The sequence below is a fragment of the Glycomyces buryatensis genome, from assembly GCF_004912275.1.
Lineage (GTDB): Bacteria > Actinomycetota > Actinomycetes > Mycobacteriales > Micromonosporaceae > Glycomyces > Glycomyces buryatensis.
The window spans coordinates 26,724-45,642 of the sequence record NZ_STGY01000060.1; the positions used below are offsets into that span (position 1 = coordinate 26,724).

Here is an 18,919-nt window from a genome sequence, read left to right on the forward strand (position 1 = left end):
TGGCGACCCGTCTTCTTGAACCGCGACACGAAGACGCGAGAGTTCCTGACGACTTAGCGGCGGTGCGCCACGTATCCTGTTATCAGGCAAGGAACTCCACCATCTAACGAAGCTGTGGTGCTGACAATCCATGAGCATCGACCCGGCCGACCCGACTTTTCCCGAGCAACGCCGCACCGTGGTACTGGCTGCGGCGAACCAGCAGGCAATCGCCCGTCTCCTCTATGATCTCGTCCCGCTGTTCATTACGGACCATCGTCTGCACATCAGGTTCACCGTGATACCCGGATCCAGGTTCGAGCACGCTGCGCATCGCTTCCTCCGGAACCTTGACCTCAGGGTGATCCCCTGGAAGGAGGTGCGGGCTCTCAAACCGGACCTGATCATCTCCGCCAGCCCGAGCAGAAAACTGCACCGGACCCGCGCCCCGTTCATCGTCCTGGCTCACGGTGCCGGGAACCACCGGCGCCGGGCCGACTTCGGCGGCAAGGTGTACGGGGTCGCCCCGCAGCAGCTTCTCGGCCCGCGCAGACTGTTGCCGTGGCTGAAGCGCCGGATGCCGACGTGGCTGCCGCTGGCGGGTGAGGCGTCCATCGAGGCGCTCGCGCGCGACTGCCCCGAAGCGCTCTCAGTCGCGACGGTCGTCGGCGACCTGTGCCTTGAGCGGATGCTCTCCAGCCTCTCCGAATGGCGGCGGTATCGCAGCGCACTCGGCATCGCACGCGACCAGAAGTTCATTCTGGTCAGTTCCACCTGGGGCGACCAGTCGCTGGTCGGACAGGGCCACGCCGACTTGCCGGAGCGTCTGCTCGCTTCGCTGCCGATGGACGAGTTCGTCGTCGGGGCCGCTCCTCACCCCAATATCGAGAACGGCGACGGGGGCACGCTGCGCGGCAAGCTCTTCCCTCAACTGAGGAACGGGCTCATCATGCCGCCGCTGCACGAGGGCTGGCGCGCGATGGTGATCGCCGCGGACCTGGTCATCGGCGACAGTGGATCGGTGACCCAGTACGCGACCGCGATCGGCAAACCGGTGCTCCTGGGAGCCTTCGGGTTCGACCAGATGTTCCCGGAGGACCCGCTGACCGAGCTCGGTCGGGAGGCGCCCTTCATCAACTACGACAAGCCGTTCGCGCCGCAGCTCCTCGACGCGATCGAGCGGGCACGACGATTCGATTTCGACCGCGTTCTGTCCTGGCGCCACAACGCCGGGAAGCTCATCGCGGCAGAGGTCTACGAGATGTTGGACCTGTCGCCTCGGAAGCCGCCGGAGCCTCCGCAGCTCCCCCCGCCGGAGACGGTCGATGAGCACGGGCCGACCCGGGCATGGAGACTCCTGGTCCGCTTCGGAACCGGATACGCCGAACGGGTGCGCCTGCCCGTCTCAACGGTCGAGGAGGCTTCCGGCACCGTCGTGGTGCGCGCCGACTGCGACGATCGTCCGCTCAAGGCGCGAGCCGATGTGCTGCTGCACCACCATGAACGTCTCAGCCCCGCCGACGCGCGAGAAGAGATCGACTTCCACTTGGAGGACTGGGAGCACGCCGGAACGGTGAGCGTGCTGACCACCGGTGGCCACCTGCTCGTGGGCAACCGCCGAGGCCAGGTCATCGGTGTCCGCTGTGCCCTGGAGCTGATCGATGACGTCGCGGCCGACCTGCATGTGTGGCTAACGGAGCATGCGCCGGATCCTGCGGGCCTCGACGCTGCCGACTCGCTCGAAGACTTCCAACGCCAATTCGAGACGCCTCCGACGTTCTTCTCCCTCTAGTGCGGCCGCGAGCCGCTCCAGAGCGGCCGCCTCCTGCTTCGCCAAGCCCGCCTGGCGAAGCCATCCGATCACCTGATCGGCCTTTTCGACCGCGCCTGGCACGCCGAGCTCCGCTTTCAACACCGCGAGGTCGGTCTCGACGAGCAGCACGTGCCGCCCGTCTTTGATCCTCGTGAATGCCGCCAGCGCCCGCTCGAAGTAGCGTTCTGCCGTTCCCAAGTCGCCCAGGTCGCGATGGGTCCTGCCCAGGGACAGCAACTGGAGGGCGGCGGCTCTGTTGTGCTCGCCCTGTTGGGCATTGCGAAGCGCCTCCGTGTAGAACTCGATCGCCTCGTGATATCGCCCCTGGTACTGGTTGGTTCGCCCCAGCAGCGCGAGCGACGATTCGATCAGTTCCAGATCATCGGCCTCCACCGCGAGTGAGTGCGATTCACGCAGGACGGCCTCGGCGTCCCGGTACTTGGCGAGCTCGAGTCGGACCCGCCCCAGGAACAGCAGCATCCGCGCCCGGTCCACCGGCTGGGTGGTCGCCTCTACTGCTATCTGATAGCAGCGCTCGGCCTCCTCCGGGTACGAGACATTGTTGAAGAACGCCCACATGGCTTCCGCCAGCGCCCACGCCTCCTCGTTCCAGTCGTGGAGCACCGCCATCTGGATCGCGGTGTACAGGGCGGTGTGGTTGGCCTGAAACCAGGCCAGGGCCTCGGGGCCATCGCGGAACGGCGGGCAGTCGACGTCGGCGGGGACAGCCGCGCGGCGAAGACGATCGCCCATGATCGCGCGGTCTGCCAACTGCGCGCGCTTGACGTACCAGCGCAAGCTCGCTCGCATGGCCGCCAGCAGCTCGATCGGCAGTGACTCCAGCTCGGCCCGACGGGACGCATCGCGGCTTACGGACGGTTCGACCAGGCACCAGCCGTCTCGGGTCTCGGTCACCAACTGGGCGTTGACGAGTTCCTCGTAGGCGCCCGAACTCGCGCCGCTCGGCGATTCGAAGACCTTCAGGATGGACTTCTCGAATTCCGCTCCCGGCAGCACGCTGAGCAGCCGGTACAGCCATGCGGCGGAAGGGCTCAGGATGTGGTAGGTGGCGTCGAGGAGATCAGTCGCGGGGTAGTCCAGGAGCGAGGTCGCGGAGTCGCCGTCCTGGTCGGCGCCGTGGCTTCGCGCTCGGATCAGGCCGGCAATGCGGCGGATGGTCCCCGGGTAGGAGTCGTAGTGGGTCACCAGTGCCAACGCGGTCGAATCCTCGACGCCAGTGGTCGCGGCGAGCAACATCTCGACTGCGGCAGGGGCACTCAATTCGCTCATCCGGAGTCTGCGGACGGCCAGGTCGGGAGGGGCGCCGAGCGCGAACACGACCAATCGGGAAGTGCCGGACGAGGGCTCGAAGTGCAGCCCCTCGGTCGCGCTCTCTGCTCCGTCCACGATCACCAGCACAGATCTGTCCCTGGTTGCGGATCGGTAGTGGGAGAGCAGGCCTCCGAAGGTGTCGGCGAGTTGGTCCTTGGGTTCACCCAACCGCAGCAGGACCGCCCTCGCGGCCGAGTACATGTCCTCGTTCTCCAGGTCGATATAGAGCTGGCCGTCGGAGAATCGGTCTCGCAGCTCTTCGGCGGCCATTGCGGCGAGCGCCGACTTGCCGATCCCGGAGGGGCCGGTGATCACCAGCGGCGAACCCGGTTCCGTGTCGATGTGGCGGCGGGTCTCGTCCAGCAGTTCATCGCGGTTGATCCAGGGCCGCGGAGGCCGCGGGACCTCCATCGGCCTGGCGGGCTTGGGCACCGCCATCTGAACCAAGTGGGCCTGGATGAGGTTGCCTATCTCGCCGTGGAAGGTGTTGTTGAAGAAGGACTCGTCGGGCAACGCGTCTCGTCTCCTTCCTGCGACAGCGGCTGAACAGCACATTCCGTGATTTCAGGATTGCACAGCGAAACGGGGTTCGTCATCGTTGACGACCCCAGGTTGCCGCCTAGGTTGAAATCGGTAGTCCACAACACTGATCGTGGGGAGTTCGAGTGGTGGATGTGATCGCTCCACACAAATTACATGCGCATGACTCGCAGTGTCTATGAGCTTCGTCACTGTTGCTTGTGGCGGCGGAGGGACTGAAAACGTTGTCCCCCTTGGAAAGTGCAATTTAAGGAGCACACCGATGACCGATTCGAATCCCACCGGCCTCGTGCGCACCACTCCGATCGAACTGGTTCCTTCAGACCGGCCCGCGGCACGGCGGAACCAGACCGGCTGGAAGCAGGTCGGTCGAGGTGGATCCGGCGGCGAACCGGTCAGAGTCACGGTGGGCGAACCATGGTTGCCGAACCTGGAGTGCAAGGTGAGGAGAGCAGTGGTTTGGTCGGTTGCGCCCGGTTGGATTTGGCGTAGGCTGAGTCTGGCCACGGGAGGTTCACCTCTCTGGCATCGGTGGCGGGCCGCCTCCTAGCGTCCAAACTTTGTGGCGGCCCGCCGATGATATTCACTTGTTCCTTGTGGACGCGCTCATAGCGCGTGACCCAAGTATGCCACCGGGGACTCCCGACAGTCGACTGTGAGCCATGCTCACATACCAAGGCGTCCAACGGTTCTTCGTTCGCCCGGACATTCACCCTTCATTCGCGCGGCGGGCTATCTCACGGGCCTGGGAGAGGATGCCGGGACTGAGCGGGTCGCCGTGCCAGGCGCGGGTCCAGCCGGTGCTGTCGGTGCCGGGCTGCCGGAAGGTGCAGATGGCGCGGGGTCCCTTGCCTTCGTCGCAGGTGATGCGGTGGTGGGCGGGGTTAGTGGCGGATCGTTCGACGGCGAGGCGGATGGCGTCGCCCATGCCGATGTCGCGGGTGAAGGTGCCCAGCGGCGTCCACTCGCCGGTTTCCGAGATCGCGGTGTCGCTCATGCGGCGACCACCGGGGGATTCGAAAGGTTCGAGAGGTGAAGCGACACAGTCGCATTTGGGTCGGGTCGTGGTCTGCGGCGGTGACGGCCCGGAGCCTCGGTGTTGTGGAACCCGGTGGCGGTGGAACGGTGGAAGTGGAGTGGGCGGCGCAATTCGAGGTCGGCAGAGGTGAGGTCGCCGGAGACAAGAGCGGCCTCTTTCTGGGCCACGGTGGCGGTGTAGACGAACAGGCGGGCCGCTGACTCGCGGGCGCGGCAGCCGTGGCGGCCCCATTTCTCGCCGCACCAGGCGCAGCGCTGGCGGCCGAAGCCGAGCCAGGTGCGGTAGGGCCGGTGGAGTTCGAGGTCGATCTTGGAACAGGCGGGTACGCGATCGACGGGTACGCTGAGAAGACCCATGAGAAGCCTCGCTTTCTCTAGGTTGCGCGGCCCGCGCCGGGTCCAGTCCGTCCAAAGAATGAGCCCCGGCGCGGGCCGCAGTCTGTGTGCGGCCGTATGTAGTTGATGGATGCGGTTGTAGACGCCCGCCCGACCCGACCTCGTGTGTATGGCGTGACTGAAGTCGGGCCGGGCGGGCCGGTCCGGAGAGCCGACGGGAATTTCGCCCCACCGCAGAACCCCGCCCTGCAAGTCGCTCAACCGAACCCGGAACCAAGCTTTCAGCCCGAAGGCCGTGATAGTCACCATACATACCACTGCGCTCTCACGCAAGTTGCGTGGATGCGATTCACTCGATCGGGTGATGACATGTGATCGCCTTGGCGTGTAATAATTTTCGCATGGCAGCGATGAGGAGTCCAACCGTAAAGCGTCGGCGCATCGCGCAGGAATTGCGCCGGTTGCGAGAGAAGACGGGCATGACACGAGCGCAGGCGGCCAAAGCGCTCGATATGACCCCAGGAAACCTGGGCCGTCTTGAGAATCGCGAGATCACTGCGCGCCCGGTGGTGGTTCGCGCCGCCCTCGCCCTCTATGGAGTGACCGGCGAAGACGCCGAGGTGCTGATCGAACTCGCACGCGGCGCAACCGAGCGCGGCTGGTGGCAGAACTACAGCGAAATCATGCCCGACTGGTTCAGCTTCTATGTGGGGCTGGAAGAAGAAGCGGTCATGCTCAGTACATATGAACCCGAGATCATGCCGGGACTGTTCCAAACCGATGACTACGCGCGAGCCATTTTCCGCTTGACCGCTGGCGACGAGAATGTCGACCAGAAGGTCGCGGCTCGGCTTCACCGCCAGGACATCCTGCGGCGGGACGACCCGGTCGAAATCTCGGCCGTCCTTAACGAGGCAGTCCTGCTGCGGCAGGTCGGCTCCGCACCGCAGTTTCGAGCCCAACTCGAACATCTCGGTGAGCTCGCCGAGCTTCCGAACATCGAGATCCAAATCCTCCCGTTCGCCGCAGGAGGCCACCCAGCGATGACAGGACCGTATGTGCTGCTCGGGTTTCCGGATGCAGTGGATGAGCCGGTCGTCTATCTCGACAACTTCACCCGAGGGCAGGTTCTGGAGGAACCCGAACACTTCACCGAGTACCAGAAGGCCCATATGAAATTGCAGGTCATAGCGTTGAACCCAGAGGAGTCGCTGAAGAAGATCCGAAAACTAACAGGTAGCATCGGGTGAAGATCATCCGAACTGCTTTGAAGGTGTTTGACGTGGAATCGCTTCATTGGCGCAAATCCAGCCGCAGTGGTGGGAACGGCAACTGTGTTGAGGTGGCCTGCGTCCACGACGCCTCGTGGAGGAAGTCCAGCCGCAGCGTGGGCAGTGGTGAATGTGTCGAGGTAGCCCCGGTCGCGGCCTCGTTCGCAATTCGAGACTCGAAGCTGCCCACCGAGGGCGACTTCCCGCACCTGCGCGTGAGCACCGCCGACCTCGGTGGCCTGCTCGCCGGGATCAAGTCCGGCGACATCGCCTAACCCGCCCGGCCCGCAAGACCCGGCGCGCTTCCCACTGCAAGGGGAAGCGCGCCTTCGCGTTCTAATCCGGCTGCGGGCTGACGTCTCGCATGACCGAGGCCAGGAGGGGGCGGGACAGCGAGCCTGCGGCCACCACCGCTGCGGTTCCGATGGCGACGGTCGCTCCCAGAATCAGGACCCCGCTGGCGTCGAAGCCCATGCCTCCGATGATCGGGGCGGTCATGACCAGGCCGGTCAGGGTCGCGGTGCCGCCCAGGACCGCCAAGGGCAGCAAGGTCTCTTGGCGCCTAGCCTGGTCGAGGACCCGTTGCGGGGTTCCGGCCAGGTGGAGCAGCCGATAGGCCTGGCGGCGGTCGAGGACCGAGCCGATCGCGCTGATCGCTGCCGATACCGCCGCGGTCGCGAACACCACCGCGAGGACGACGGTGACGCCGACGCGAATGCTGCCGACGAGCCGGTTCGACAGCATCGTCGCATCGATCTCCCGCACGGGCGGGTCGCCGGGAAGGACCGTGGTGAGGATGGTCCTGACGTGCTCGACCTCCTCGCCCGGGGTCGTCGCGACCAGGACCTGCTGGCCGTCCCCGGCCGCAACGTCCCCGACGCCGTCGGTCAGGTCCACGTCGGCCAGTCCGTCGAGTTCGGCGCTGGCCAGGGCCGCGAGGTCCTCGGCGTCCTCCGCGTCGACCAGGGCCGCCACAGTCTCGGTTTCCTTTGGAGTGGTGTCTGTTTGCACCATCGGCACCAGTGCGATCGAACCGGCGATGAACCCGGCCAGGGAGACTCCGGCGACCGCCCGCCAGGCGGCCTTCGGGTCCTCGGCGAGGCGGCGGCCCGCCAGCATCCGAGCCGGGTGCCGGGCGGTGCGCGCGAAGATCCTGCCGATCATCTGAACTACCCACGGCCCCATCAGGTTCATCGCCGCGATGCATGCGGCGAGCAGGCCCAGCATGATCGTCGCGAAGAGCACTTCGCTGCCGCCGACCATCTGGGAGCCGATCAGGAAGGCAATCACGCAGACCGCGAAGACCACCACGCGGATCGCCCGCAGCCCCTTGGCTTTCACCTTTCTGGCCACCCCCAGCGGGCTGATGACCACGCTTCGCAGGCCGATCAGGGCCGAGATCGCCGCCAGGATCGGGACGGCGAGGGCCACCGCGATCATCCACGGCGCACCGGCCCACAGGTCGGCGACGAACCAAGGCCCGCCATCGATAGGGATGCGGGAGATCAGCGGCGTGACCGCCATCCACGCGACCGTGCCGACCAAGGCTCCCGAGATCGCCGCGAGCGTGGTCTCGATCAAAGTCAGACTGACGATCTGGCCCGGGGTGGCACCGATCAGGCGGAGCGTCGCGAGGCGTTCGTCGCGCCGGGCGACGGTGAGACGGGCCGCAGCGGCACCAAAGATGGCCACCGGGACGGCCATCAGGATCGTTGCGACCACCATCAGAATCTGGTAGAAGCCGTAGGCGATATCGGGCGTGCCGCTGTCGAAACCGGCGACGGCGGTCGGCGACACGACGTCGGCGCCTTCGCGCTCGCCGGTCATGGCGGCGCTGCCCAAGTCGCGGCCGACCACGGCGACAAGTTCGTCCGCGTGGGCGAGCGCGTCGTCGCCGAGTTCCCCGGCCACTGCGCCTTCGTAGCGGTCGAGAAAGTCTTCGGCGGGGACGTCTTCGAGCAGGTCGGCCAGCGCCGGGGACACCCAGACCTCGCCCGGCTCGGGAAAGTCTGCGAGGCCGGGCGGGGCCAGGCCGTCGGAAGCGGTCTGAGCGAGGTCAATGCGGGTGATGGAGTTGGGGCCGTAGTAGTCGACGGCGGTGGCGATGATCACCGAACCGTCTTCGGCGGGAACGGGATTGCGCCAATCGGTGCGGTCGGCGCGTTCAGCGAACGCGAAGTTCCCGGCGACGGCGAACTGAAGCAGCAGGGTCGCCACCGCCACGGCCAGCGCAGTCAGGCCGGTGCTGAACAGGGCGGAGCGTCCGCCGAGGCGGGTCAGGCGCCAGGCCAGCGCGGTCATCGGGTCGCCCCCGCGCGGACCGAACCGGCCAGGCTGCCGTCGTCGCGCCGAATGCGCCCGTCAACGAGTTCGATGGTCCGAGTGCAGCGGGCGGCGATGACCGGGTCGTGCGTGACCACGACGAGGGCCGCGCCGAGCTCGGCGACGGTCTGCAGCAGCACGCTCATGACCTGGTCGCCGGTGGCGCGGTCGAGCGCGCCGGTGGGTTCGTCGGCGAAGACGACGGCGGGCCGGACCACCAGGGCCCGTGCCAGCGCGACGCGCTGGGCCTCGCCGCCGGACAGCTCGCCGGGACGCCGGTCCTCCTTGCCCGCCAAGCCGAGCTGGGCGAGCCGTTCGCGGGCCGGACCGAGGGCGTTGCGCCGCGGCATGCCGCCGAGCATGAGCGGCAGGGCGACGTTCTCGTCGGCGGGCAGTTCGGGCAGCAGCTGCCCGAACTGGAACAGGAACGAGAACCTGGTGCGCCGCAGGTGGCTGCGTTCGCGTTCGGAGAGGACGTCGATGCGTTCGTCATAGAGGCGGACCTCGCCGGCGTCGGGCCGGATGATCCCGGCCAGGCAGTGCAGCAGCGTCGACTTGCCGGAGCCCGAGGGCCCGGTCACGGCGATCGACTCGCCGGAGCCGACGGCGAAGTCGACGCCGCCGAGGGCCACGGCGGCACCGTAGTGCTTGTGGAGGGCGCGGGCGGTGAGCATGGGCGGGGCCCCCGGTGCGGTCGTGGACGGCATCATCGGTCGGTTTCCTTGCGGTCGGTGGAGAGGTACAGGGGCAGGAACGTCCCGACGAGCAGGTACGCCACGCATAGGACCGTGCAGAGTCCGGTCGCCAGAATCATCAATCCGTTCATGCCGCCAAGCCTCGCCCGGCGAGGGCCGGGCCCGCTTCGGCTCGATGACCGGTTTCGGGGCGGCGGGATAGGCCTTTCGGCCGAGGCCGGCGATTACCCGGTTAGGTTTCAGGGCATGAGCGCCAAGCCTTCCCCAAGCGCCCGGATGAACCGCGTCGCCATGCGCCTGCTGAAGATCGCGACGGTCGGCGGGCTGGTATTGACGCTGCTCGCCGAGGCGTTCTCGGGCAGCGACGACAGTCCGATGCCGATGGGCGAGCCGATCGGGTGGGTGCAGTTCCCGGTCGCATTGCTCGCCATCGCCGTGTTCACGCTGTACCGGCCCGGCCGCAAGTGGTGGATCGCCGTCGTCGCCTTCGCCTCGATCGCCCTGACGGTGCTGGCGATGATCACGAACACCGATCCCCAGACGCGCAGCATCGGGGTCGCCGAGAGCTTCGCGATGCTGCTGCTGATGCTGTACGCGGTCCGGCAGTGGGACGCGTCGCCGGGCCGCTGGGTGGCGGTCGTGCTCGGGTTGGCGATCGTGATGATCGGGTTCCGCTACTTCACCTATCCGGGGTCGATCGTCGCCGGAATTCTCATGATCACCATGGCGATGACGACCGTCATCGGTTTCGGCGCCTACCTGCGGAGTCTGGACAGGCTGCGGCGCGAGACGCAGGAGGAGGTGCGGCAGGCCGAGCGGCTGGAGCTGGCGCGCGAGATGCACGACTTCGTCGCCCACCACGTCACCGGCATCGTCGTCCTCGCCCAGGCGGCGCAGGTGGCGGACACCAATCCGCAGAAGTCCTTCGCGGACATCGAAGAGGCCGGATTGGCGGCGCTCGCTTCAATGCGTCGCATGGTGACGATGCTGCGCGAGCCCGACTCCGGAGGCGGGACGAACCCGCTCGGCGACCTCGCCCAGATCGAGGACCTGGTCGAGCGCTTCAGCCGCGAGGGCACCGACGCGACGTGTTTCATCTCCCCCGAACTGGCCGGGAGGGTCGCCCCCGAGATCGCCGCGACCGCCCACCGGGTCGTGCGCGAGGCATTGACGAACGTCCGCAAGCACGCCCGGGGCGCGCACCGTGTGCGAGTGGTCGTCGCAGCCACCGGCGGTCAGGGCCTGGAGGTGGCCGTCCGCGACGACGGCCGCGCCCCCGGTCGGCTGTCGGGGACCGGCGCGGGCGTCGGACTGGTCGGCCTGACCGAACGCGTCGAGGCCGTCGGCGGACAGTTGCGGGCCCAACCGAGAACTCAGGGCGGCTGGGAGACGGTGGCCTGGCTGCCGACCGAACCGGTTTCCATCGAGCGATAGGAACCCGCCCACGGGTTTCGATCGGCCGATAGGTATCGGGCGGCCGGGTAGGCCTTTCGGCCGAGGGCCGCGAATTCCCGGTTACGTTCGGGGCATGACCTCCCGACAGCCCTGGAGTGCCCGCCTGAACCGGATCGGGGCGCGCACGCTCAAAATCGGCATCGTATCGATGATCGGACTGACGCTGTTCCTCGAGGCCGTCTCCCACCCCGAGGGCCAGAAGCCTCCGATCTACCATCCGCTCGGCTGGTTCGAGACCGCGGTGGGCCTGTTCGTCATCGGGGTGTTCTGGTTCTACCGGCCCGGCCGGAAGCGCTGGATCGCCTACGCCGCAATCGTCTCGATCGCGACGACATTGATCGTGGCCTTCGACGATCGGCTGGACTCCGGGATCGGCGAGCTGTTCGGAATGTGGATCCTGCTGCTGTTCGCGGTGCGGCATTGGGACGCCCCACCCGGTCGGTGGGTGGCGATCGCCCAGATCGCGGCGATCATGTTCTACGGGTTTCGCTGGTTCTCCACGAACAACGCGACGTTGTTCGCCGCGGAGCTGGGAATCTTCTTGGGGACCACATCGGTTGTCGGCTTCGGCGCCTACCTGTACAGCATGGACAAACTCCGGCGCGAGACACAGGACGAGGTTCGGCGCTCGGAGCGCCTCGAACTGGCCCGCGAGATGCACGACTTCGTCGCCCACCACGTCACCGGCATCGTCGTCCTCGCTCAAGCCGCCCAGGTGGCCGACACGAACCCGCAGAAGTCCTTCGCCGACATCGAGGAGGCCGGGCTGGCGGCGCTGACGTCGATGCGGCGGATGGTGACGATGCTGCGCGAACCCGACTCGGGGGCCGGAACGAACCCGCTCGGCGACCTCGCCCAAATCGAGGACCTGGTCCAGCGCTTCAGCAGCGAAGGCACCGACGCCACCAGCTTCATCTCACCTGAACTGGCCGGGAGGGTCGCCCCCGAGATCGCCGCGACCGCCCACCGGGTCGTTCGCGAGGCACTGACGAACACCCGCAAGCACGCCAGGGGTGCGGGGCATGTCCGGGTGGTGGTCGCGGCGGCCGGAACCGCCGGCCTGGAGGTATCGGTGCGCGACGACGGCCGTCCCGGACGGGGCCGCCTCGCCGAATCCGGCGGCGGCCTCGGTCTGCTGGGGTTGACCGAACGGGTGGAGACGGTCGGCGGGCAGTTCCGGGCCGGTCCGCGAGATATGGGCGGCTGGGAGACGGTCGCCTGGCTGCCGAACGAACCGATTCCGGTCGCTCGATAGAAACCCGTCCGCAGATTTCTATCGACCGACCGGAAACGACTTGGTCGTTTCGATCGACCGACAGGTATCGGCCCACGAGTTTCGATCGGGCGATAGAAAAAGACCCGTGACCTCGGGTTTCCCCTGGTCACGGGCCTTTCTCTCGCTGGTGGCAGGTGTAGGATTCGAACCTACGTAGGCAATGCCGGCTGATTTACAGTCAGCTCCCTTTGGCCGCTCGGGCAACCTGCCGTGTTGTACAGCGGAGCAAGAATAACTTCCCCGCCCCGGTAGTGCGCAAGCGGGTTACTCCTGTTTGAGACTGTGTTCACTCCGGCCCGTAAAACCGTAGGCGGTAGACGCGCGAGACCGCCCCACCTGCTGGTGTTCAGCTAGTTTCCCGAAGGAACCCAGGTGCTTCAGCGCCTGGAGGAGTTCGGGGCGACTGCCTGCTCGCAGTCCCGCGCCGCGGGACTGCGAGCAGCGAGTGACGGCGTTCATATCACCCGTTCGGGTGGGGAACGGGTGTTCGCATCGAATCCGGTCGTTACCGTTGAGCTCGTGGGTATCCAGGTCGTGCAGGTGAAGCTGCTGCCGTCGCCGGATGGCGAAGGTCCGGGCCGAGCTGCAGGCCAAAGCGACCAAGTCGGCGAAGCGGAAACTCAAGGCCCGCTCGCGCCGGGAGGCGCGGGCGGTCAAAGACCAGAACCATCGGACCGCAAAGCAGCTCGTAACGTCGGCTGAACGCACCGGCCGCGGTATCGGCATGGAAGACCTTGCCGGTATTCGCGACCGGGTACGGCTCACAGCCGCCCAGCGAGGCGAGCTCAACTCGTGGTCTTTCCACCAGCTCCAGGCCTTCATCACCTACAAGGCCAAGAGGGCCGGGGTCCCGGTGGTCGTCATCGACGCTCGACACACTTCGCGGCGGTGCCCGCTGTGCGGGCACACCGCCAAGGCCAACCGGCCCGCCAGAGATGATTTCGCCTGTGTCGGCTGCGGACTCGCTGGAGCCGCCGACCAGGTAGCCGCGGTCAACGTTCGTGACCACGCACGCACGACTTGGGCTTTTGTCAATACGCCCAATGTCGCCGATACGCCGCGGCCAGCGGCGGGCACGAGCGACAAGCCACCGGCCTCAACCGGCGGTAGTTGACAGCCAGGCGGAAGCGGCGGCGGGGCCGGACTAAGCTTGACGATCGCGCACCCGTAACCGGAAGGATTGGCTGACCATGGCTGACGCCTCGTTCGACATCGTCTCTGAGATCGACCTCGCCGAGCTCGACAATGCGATCAACCAGGCCAAGCGCGAGCTTGCGACCCGGTTCGACTTCCGCGGCACCGGCGCCGATGTCGAGCGCAGCGGCGACGAGGCCGCGGTGATCTCCGCCGAGACCGAGGACCGCGTCACGGCCGCCCTGGACGTGCTGAAGGAGAAGCTGATCAAGCGCGGCATCTCCCTGAAGTCCCTCGACGCCGGCGACCCGCGCGTCTCGGGCAAGGAGTCGAAGATCGACGTCACCTTCAAGCAGGGCATCGGCACCGAGGACGCGAAGAAGATCGGCAAGATCATCCGCGACGAGGGCCCCAAGGGCGTCAAGCCGCAGATCCAGGGCGAGAAGCTCCGCGTCACCGGCAAGAAGCGCGACGACCTCCAGGCCGTCATCGCGCTCCTCAAGGGCAAGGACCTCGACGTCGCGCTCCAGTTCACCAACTACCGCTAACCACCGGTGGACGCCGCCTTCATCAACGCCCTCGTGCTCGGCCTGTTCGTGGTCGGGTGCGGGGTCGTCGCGGTGATGGTGACCGTCACGCAGCGCTCCTACAAGCAGGACGAGAAGTCCCCGCATTGGGTGGTCTATCCGGGCGCCGAGGGCGGCGAGTCCAGCCCCGGCGGCTGGGAGGTCATCCTCTACGAGCCCGGTGCCCGGCCGGTCCTCGTCATCGAACAGATCCGCGAGATCACTGGCCTCGGCCCGGCGGCGGCCGGGAGTCTGATCGACGAACTGCCCTCGACCGTCCTGGCGGGCGTCGATCATTCCGCGGCGACCGCCGCGCAATCGAAGCTCGCGCGCGCCGGCGCGGGGGCCCGAATGGCGGAGGCCCAGGCCTAAAGCTACGAGGCGAGGCGGTGGGTCAGTCCCGTGTGGCGTTTGCCGGTGCCGGCGGTCCTGACCGCGACCGCGATCGCCTTCTTGGATCCGACCAGGACCACCAGGCGCTTCGCGCGGGTGATCGCCGTGTAGATCAGGTTGCGCTGCAACATGGTCCAGGCGCTCGTCGTCACCGGTACGACGACCGCGGGGTACTCGCTGCCCTGCGAGCGGTGGACGGTGATGGCGTAGGCGTGGACGAGTTCGTCGAGCTCCGAGAACTCGTAATCGACCTCCTCGTCCTCGTCGGTCCGCACCGTCAGCGTCTGGCCGACCTCGTCGATCGCCTCCACCACCCCGACGGTGCCGTTGAAGACCCCGGCGACGCCCTTGGCGTAGTTGTTGCGGATCTGGATGACCTTGTCCCCCACCCGGTACACCCTCCCGCCGGATCGCCGCTCGGGCAGGCCTTCGCGCGGGGGCGTCAGCGCCTCCTGAAGTTTCAGGTTCAGGTTCCCCGCGCCGGGGCCGCCGCGGTGCATCGGCGAGAGCACCTGGACGTCGCGGACCGGGTGGAGCCCGAATTTGGACGGGATGCGGCGCGCCACGATGTCGACCACGTGATCGGCCACGAGTTCATTGTCGTCGCAGGCGAAGTAGAAGAAATCGTCGTAGCCCTCCAGGGCGGGGAAGTCGCCGGAGTTGACCCGGTGGGCGTTGGCGACCACGCCCGACTCGGCGGCCTGCCGGAAGATCCGCGTCAGACGCACCCTCGGGATCTGCTCGGCCGCGAGGAGGTCGCGCAGGACCTCCCCGGCGCCGACGCTCGGCAGCTGGTCGACGTCGCCGACGAGCAGCAGGTGCGCGCCCGGCGGAATCGCCTTGACGAGCTTGTTCGCCAGGATCGTGTCCAGCATGGAGGATTCGTCGACGACGAGCAGGTCCACGTCGAGCGGGTTGTCCCTGTCGTACGCGGCGTCGCCGCCGGGCCGCAGCTCGAGCAGGCGGTGGAGGGTGGTCGCCTCGAAGCCGGTCAGTTCGGCCAGCCGCTTGGCGGCCCGGCCGGTCGGAGCCGCGAGCATGACCTTGGCGCCCTTGGCCCTGGCGAGGTCGACCACGGATGAGACGGTGAAGCTCTTGCCGCAGCCGGGTCCGCCGGTCAGGACCGCGACCTTCTCGCTGAGGGCGAGGCGGACCGCGTCGGCCTGCTCGGGCGCGAGCTCGGCGTCCCGGCGGCGCCGCAGCCACGCGAAGGCCTTGTCCCAGTCGACCTTTCGAAACGCCGGCAGCCGGTCCTCCCCAGTGCGGAGCAGACCCGCCAGCCCTGAGGCCAGGCCGCGTTCAGCATGGAAGAACGGCGCCAGATACCGGGCCGGGACCGTCCCGTCGTCTACGGGCACGTCCTCGGCCATGACGTGTTCGCCCTCGGCGACGAGCTCGCCGAGCGCGGCCGACACCAAGGCCGCCTCCAACTCCAGCAGTTCGACGGTGTCGGCGACCAGGTTCGGGGCGGGCAGGAAGCAGTGCCCGGCATCGGAGGCCTGCGAGAGCGTGTACTGAAGGGCGGCTTTGATCCGCTCGGGCGAATCGTGCGGGATGCCGACGGCCCGGGCGACCGAGTCGGCGGTCTTGAACCCGATGCCCCACACCTCGTTCGCCAACCGGTACGGCTCGTTCTTGACCACGCCGATCGAGGCGTCGCCGTACTTCTTGAAGATCCGCACGGCCAGTGAGGTGGAGACGTCGACCGATTGGAGGAACACCATGACCTCTTTGATCGCCCGCTGCTCCTCCCAGGCGGCGGCGATGGCCTTGGTGCGCTTGGGACCCAGGCTGGGGACCTCGATGAGCCGCTCGGGCTCCGAGTCGATGACGTCGAGGGTGTCGGTGCCGAAGTGGGCCACGATCTTCTCGGCGGTCTTCGGCCCGATCCCCTTGATGAGCCCCGAGCCGAGGTAGCGCTCGATGCCCTGGATCGTGGCCGGCAGGACCGTCCGGTACGACCAGACCTCGAACTGGCGGCCGTACTTGGGGTGGCTGGTCCACCGCCCGACGGCCTCGAGGCTCTCCCCGATCTGCGCGCCGAGCAGTGGACCGACGATCGTGATCAGCTCGCCGCCCGACCTGGCGCTGGAAGCGCGGGCAATGGTGTACCCGGTCTCCTCGTTCGCGTACGTGACGCGTTCGAGGACGATCTCCAGATTCGTCGCGCCAGGTCGGGTCTGTGGCATGTCCTACATGCTATCGGCGGGCTGTGACAGTGCGTTAATCCGACTTCTTCTCGGAATCGGTGGCGGGCTTCGCATCCGAGGCGGGCGCGGAGCCCGCATCGCCCGAAGCGGACTTGCCCTCGGACGACTGCACGGCCGTCGCGTCGGCCAGGGCCGGCTCGTCCGCCGGCTCCGACTTGCCTTCCCCGGCCCCGTCGACCGCGTCCGACGGCAGCAGCCGCCAGTCGGGCTGGGCGAAGAACTTCTTCGTCTCCGCGTACACCACCGGGGTGAGCATGATCAGGCCAATGAGGTTCGGCACGGCCATGAGCGCGTTCGCGATGTCGGAGAGGCCCCAGATCACGCTGAGGCTGGTGACCGAGCCGAGGTAGGCGACGAAGACGAACACGATCCGGTACGGGAAGATGAAGACGCGGCCGGTGAAGCGCTCCAGGCACTTCTCACCGTAGTAGGACCAGCCGATCATCGTGGAGAACGCGAACGTGGCCAGGCCGATCGCGACGATCCAGCCGCCGATGGTGCCGCCGAGCGTCCCCGCCCCGCCCAGACCGGTCTCGAAGGCCAGGCGTGTCAGGTCCGCGTTCGAGACCAATTCATCGTTGCCGTCATCGTTGACGAAGGTCGTACCGAGCACCCCGGTGACGACGATGACCAGGCCGGTCAGGGTCACCACCACGATGGTGTCGATGAAGGTCTGCGTCATGGAGACCAGGCCCTGCCGGACCGGCTGGTCGGTCTTCGCCGCCGCGGCCGCGATCCCGCCGGTGCCCAGGCCCGACTCGTTCGAGAAGATGCCGCGGGCGAAACCGATCTGGATCGCGATCAGGATCGAGGAACCGACGAAGCCGCCCACGGCCGCACTGCCGGTGAACGCATCGGTGAAGATCATCTCGAAAGCGGTGCCGAGGACGTTCCAGTTGATCGCCAGGACCGCCAGCGCGCCGCTGACGTACAGCACGATCATGAGCGGGACCAGTGCCGCCGCGACGTTGCCGATCCACTTGATGCCGCCGAGGATCGTGATGCCCAGGGCGACGAAGATGATCAGGCCGGTGTATTCGGGCTGCCACCAGGAGTCCTCGCCCAGCTGGCCCTGCAGACCGGAGCTCACATTGCCGGCCTGGACGGCGTTGCCGATGCCGAAGCTGGCGACGACGCCGAAGAACGCGAACAGGAACGCCAGCACCTTGCCGATGGGGCCGCCGATTCCGTCCGAGAGGTAGCGCTGCGGGCCGCCGGACTGCTGGCCCTTCTTGTTGGTCTTGCGGTACTTGACACCGAGCAGTGCCTCGGAGTACTTGGTGGCCATGCCGAGCAGGCCGGTCACCCACATCCAGAACAGCGCACCGGGACCGCCGATGGCGATCGCCGCGCCGACGCCGCCGATATTGCCGACGCCGACCGTCGCGGCCAGCGCGATCGACAGCGCCTGGTAGTGGCTGACATCGCCTTCGGACTGGCCGTTCTCCTTGCGTTTGAACAGGCCGAGCCACAGCGCGTAGAACAAGTGGCGGAACTGGATGCCGCCCAACTGGATCGTGAACATGAGACCGACGGTGAACAGCGCCACGATCAGCGGGATGCCCCAGACGGCGTCGACGGTCGACCCGATCTCGGTGCCGTACTCGCTGTCAAGGTTCTTACCCCAGGAATCGATGGCGTCAATGACGGGATCTAGAAAATCGAGCAACGCTCCTCCAGAGCTGATTTCGCGGTGATCGGGGAATCACAGCGGCAGAGTCGCATATGGGCAGAAAAGGGGTGGCGCATCTTTGGGGGTGTCGGGTGGCGCCGGCCGGCGCCACCCGACACCCCCTAACGCCGACAAGAGCATATAGGTGAGGTGTCACAGGGCACCGGTACGGTGGCGGCATGAGCGACAAATGGTATGCGGGACCGCTACTCGGATTCGACACGGAGACGACCGGCGTGGTGTGCGAACAGGACCGGATAATCCAGGCGGCCCTGGTGAACGCCCCCACCGGCACCGGCCCCGTGGCCGCCCGGACCTGGCTGATCGACCCCGGGGTGCCGATCCCCGCCGGCGCCACCCGCGTCCACGGCATCACCGACGCGCAGGTGCAGTCCGACGGCGAGGCACCGGCGAAGGCGCTCGGCGAACTCGCCGACGCGCTGCGCGAGGCGATCGACGCAGGCATCCCGGTGGTGGCCTTCCGGGCCGGCTTCGACTGCACGATGCTGGCGTACGAACTCGACCGCCACGGCGTCGCCCAGCCCGACTGGGACCGCATCGCCCTCATCGACCCGTCGGTCCTGGACAAGCGCGTCGACCGCTACCGCCGCGGCAAACGCACCCTCGGCGTCACCTGCGCGCACTACGGAGTGGACCTTGACGACGCGCACTCCGCGGCCGGCGACGCGATCGCCACGGTCGCGCTGGCGAGGGCGATCGGGGCCGCCTACCCCGAGGTCGGCGCCGTGCCTTTGGCCGAGCTGCACGCCGCGCAGGTGGGCTGGTTCGCCGAGGACGCGGCGAGCCTGGAGGAGTACTTCCGGCGCAAGGGCCGCAACGAGACCGTCGATCGGCGCTGGCCGCTGGCCCGGTAGAACGAGCCGAGG

The 18,919-nt window shown here is 67.5% G+C and carries 16 protein-coding genes and 1 tRNA gene; 9 read left to right on the top strand and 8 right to left on the bottom strand.

What is annotated here, in order from left to right; all coding sequences use genetic code 11:
* Positions 1 to 130: 130 nt before the first annotated feature.
* Positions 131 to 1,771 carry a UDP-N-acetyl glucosamine 2-epimerase gene (locus FAB82_RS16355; protein ID WP_136535611.1) on the top strand — a complete coding sequence of 547 codons (1,641 nt, stop codon included), beginning with the start codon at positions 131 to 133 and terminating at the stop codon, positions 1,769 to 1,771.
* On the opposite strand, the gene FAB82_RS16360 is transcribed toward FAB82_RS16355, so the two are convergent.
* The 3 genes from FAB82_RS16360 to FAB82_RS16370 all read right to left on the bottom strand — a co-directional run bounded on the left by FAB82_RS16360 (position 1,670) and on the right by FAB82_RS16370 (position 5,059).
* A complete protein-coding gene (locus FAB82_RS16360; RefSeq protein WP_168801635.1) occupies positions 1,670 to 3,637 on the bottom strand; it encodes a tetratricopeptide repeat protein in 1,968 nt (655 codons plus the stop codon). The genes FAB82_RS16355 and FAB82_RS16360 overlap by 102 nt on opposite strands.
* A gap of 736 nt (positions 3,638 to 4,373) precedes the next feature.
* A complete protein-coding gene (locus FAB82_RS16365) occupies positions 4,374 to 4,661 on the bottom strand; it encodes a hypothetical protein (protein WP_136535613.1) in 288 nt (95 codons plus the stop codon).
* Positions 4,658 to 5,059, bottom strand: coding sequence for a hypothetical protein (locus FAB82_RS16370; protein WP_136535614.1), 402 nt, complete (start codon positions 5,057 to 5,059; stop codon positions 4,658 to 4,660). The genes FAB82_RS16365 and FAB82_RS16370 overlap by 4 nt, the downstream gene beginning before the upstream one ends.
* 380 nt (positions 5,060 to 5,439) lie before the next feature.
* Here FAB82_RS16370 and FAB82_RS16375 point away from each other — a divergent pair, with 380 nt between their 5' ends.
* Both FAB82_RS16375 and FAB82_RS16380 read left to right on the top strand, forming a co-directional pair.
* Positions 5,440 to 6,288, top strand: a complete 849-nt coding sequence (locus tag FAB82_RS16375) for a helix-turn-helix domain-containing protein (RefSeq protein WP_211116637.1) — start codon at positions 5,440 to 5,442, stop codon at positions 6,286 to 6,288.
* Between the two features lie 32 nt (positions 6,289 to 6,320).
* A complete protein-coding gene (locus FAB82_RS16380; RefSeq protein WP_211116638.1) occupies positions 6,321 to 6,584 on the top strand; it encodes a DUF397 domain-containing protein in 264 nt (87 codons plus the stop codon).
* 61 nt (positions 6,585 to 6,645) lie between these two features.
* Here FAB82_RS16380 and FAB82_RS16385 read toward each other — a convergent pair whose 3' ends face one another.
* Positions 6,646 to 8,610 carry an FtsX-like permease family protein gene (locus FAB82_RS16385; protein ID WP_136535616.1) on the bottom strand — a complete coding sequence of 655 codons (1,965 nt, stop codon included), beginning with the start codon at positions 8,608 to 8,610 and terminating at the stop codon, positions 6,646 to 6,648.
* Positions 8,607 to 9,341: an ABC transporter ATP-binding protein gene (locus FAB82_RS16390; RefSeq protein ID WP_246039676.1), complete on the bottom strand. Its 735-nt coding sequence runs from the start codon at positions 9,339 to 9,341 to the stop codon at positions 8,607 to 8,609. The genes FAB82_RS16385 and FAB82_RS16390 overlap by 4 nt, the downstream gene beginning before the upstream one ends.
* A 231-nt stretch (positions 9,342 to 9,572) precedes the next feature.
* Between FAB82_RS16390 and FAB82_RS16395 the strand changes: the two genes are divergently transcribed.
* Both FAB82_RS16395 and FAB82_RS16400 read left to right on the top strand, forming a co-directional pair.
* Complete coding sequence (locus FAB82_RS16395) at positions 9,573 to 10,760, top strand: sensor histidine kinase (protein WP_168801636.1); 1,188 nt, start codon at positions 9,573 to 9,575, stop codon at positions 10,758 to 10,760.
* 94 nt (positions 10,761 to 10,854) lie between these two features.
* A complete protein-coding gene (locus FAB82_RS16400; RefSeq protein WP_136535618.1) occupies positions 10,855 to 12,036 on the top strand; it encodes a sensor histidine kinase in 1,182 nt (393 codons plus the stop codon).
* Positions 12,037 to 12,182: 146 nt separating this feature from the next.
* Here FAB82_RS16400 and FAB82_RS16405 read toward each other — a convergent pair.
* Positions 12,183 to 12,267, bottom strand: a tRNA-Tyr gene (locus FAB82_RS16405).
* 352 nt (positions 12,268 to 12,619) lie between these two features.
* Between FAB82_RS16405 and FAB82_RS16410 the strand changes: the two genes are divergently transcribed.
* From FAB82_RS16410 to FAB82_RS16420, 3 genes are all read left to right on the top strand, one after another.
* On the top strand, positions 12,620 to 13,171 hold the full coding sequence (locus FAB82_RS16410) for an RNA-guided endonuclease TnpB family protein (protein WP_136535619.1): 552 nt from the start codon (positions 12,620 to 12,622) through the stop codon (positions 13,169 to 13,171).
* 76 nt (positions 13,172 to 13,247) lie between these two features.
* Positions 13,248 to 13,739: a YajQ family cyclic di-GMP-binding protein gene (locus FAB82_RS16415; RefSeq protein WP_136535620.1), complete on the top strand. Its 492-nt coding sequence runs from the start codon at positions 13,248 to 13,250 to the stop codon at positions 13,737 to 13,739.
* A 6-nt stretch (positions 13,740 to 13,745) separates the two neighbouring features.
* Complete coding sequence (locus tag FAB82_RS16420) at positions 13,746 to 14,129, top strand: ribosomal protein L7/L12 (protein ID WP_136535621.1); 384 nt, start codon at positions 13,746 to 13,748, stop codon at positions 14,127 to 14,129.
* A 2-nt stretch (positions 14,130 to 14,131) separates the two neighbouring features.
* Here the strand turns inward: FAB82_RS16420 and recD2 are convergent, their stop codons facing one another.
* A complete protein-coding gene (gene recD2, locus FAB82_RS16425; protein WP_136535622.1) occupies positions 14,132 to 16,339 on the bottom strand; it encodes an SF1B family DNA helicase RecD2 in 2,208 nt (735 codons plus the stop codon).
* A 34-nt stretch (positions 16,340 to 16,373) separates the two neighbouring features.
* Entirely contained in the window at positions 16,374 to 17,951 is a 1,578-nt protein-coding gene (locus FAB82_RS16430; RefSeq protein ID WP_425461589.1) for an alanine/glycine:cation symporter family protein, read from the bottom strand.
* A gap of 260 nt (positions 17,952 to 18,211) precedes the next feature.
* Here FAB82_RS16430 and FAB82_RS16435 point away from each other — a divergent pair, with 260 nt between their 5' ends.
* Complete coding sequence (locus FAB82_RS16435; RefSeq protein WP_136535623.1) at positions 18,212 to 18,907, top strand: exonuclease domain-containing protein; 696 nt, start codon at positions 18,212 to 18,214, stop codon at positions 18,905 to 18,907.
* The last annotated feature ends 12 nt before the right edge of the window (positions 18,908 to 18,919 follow it).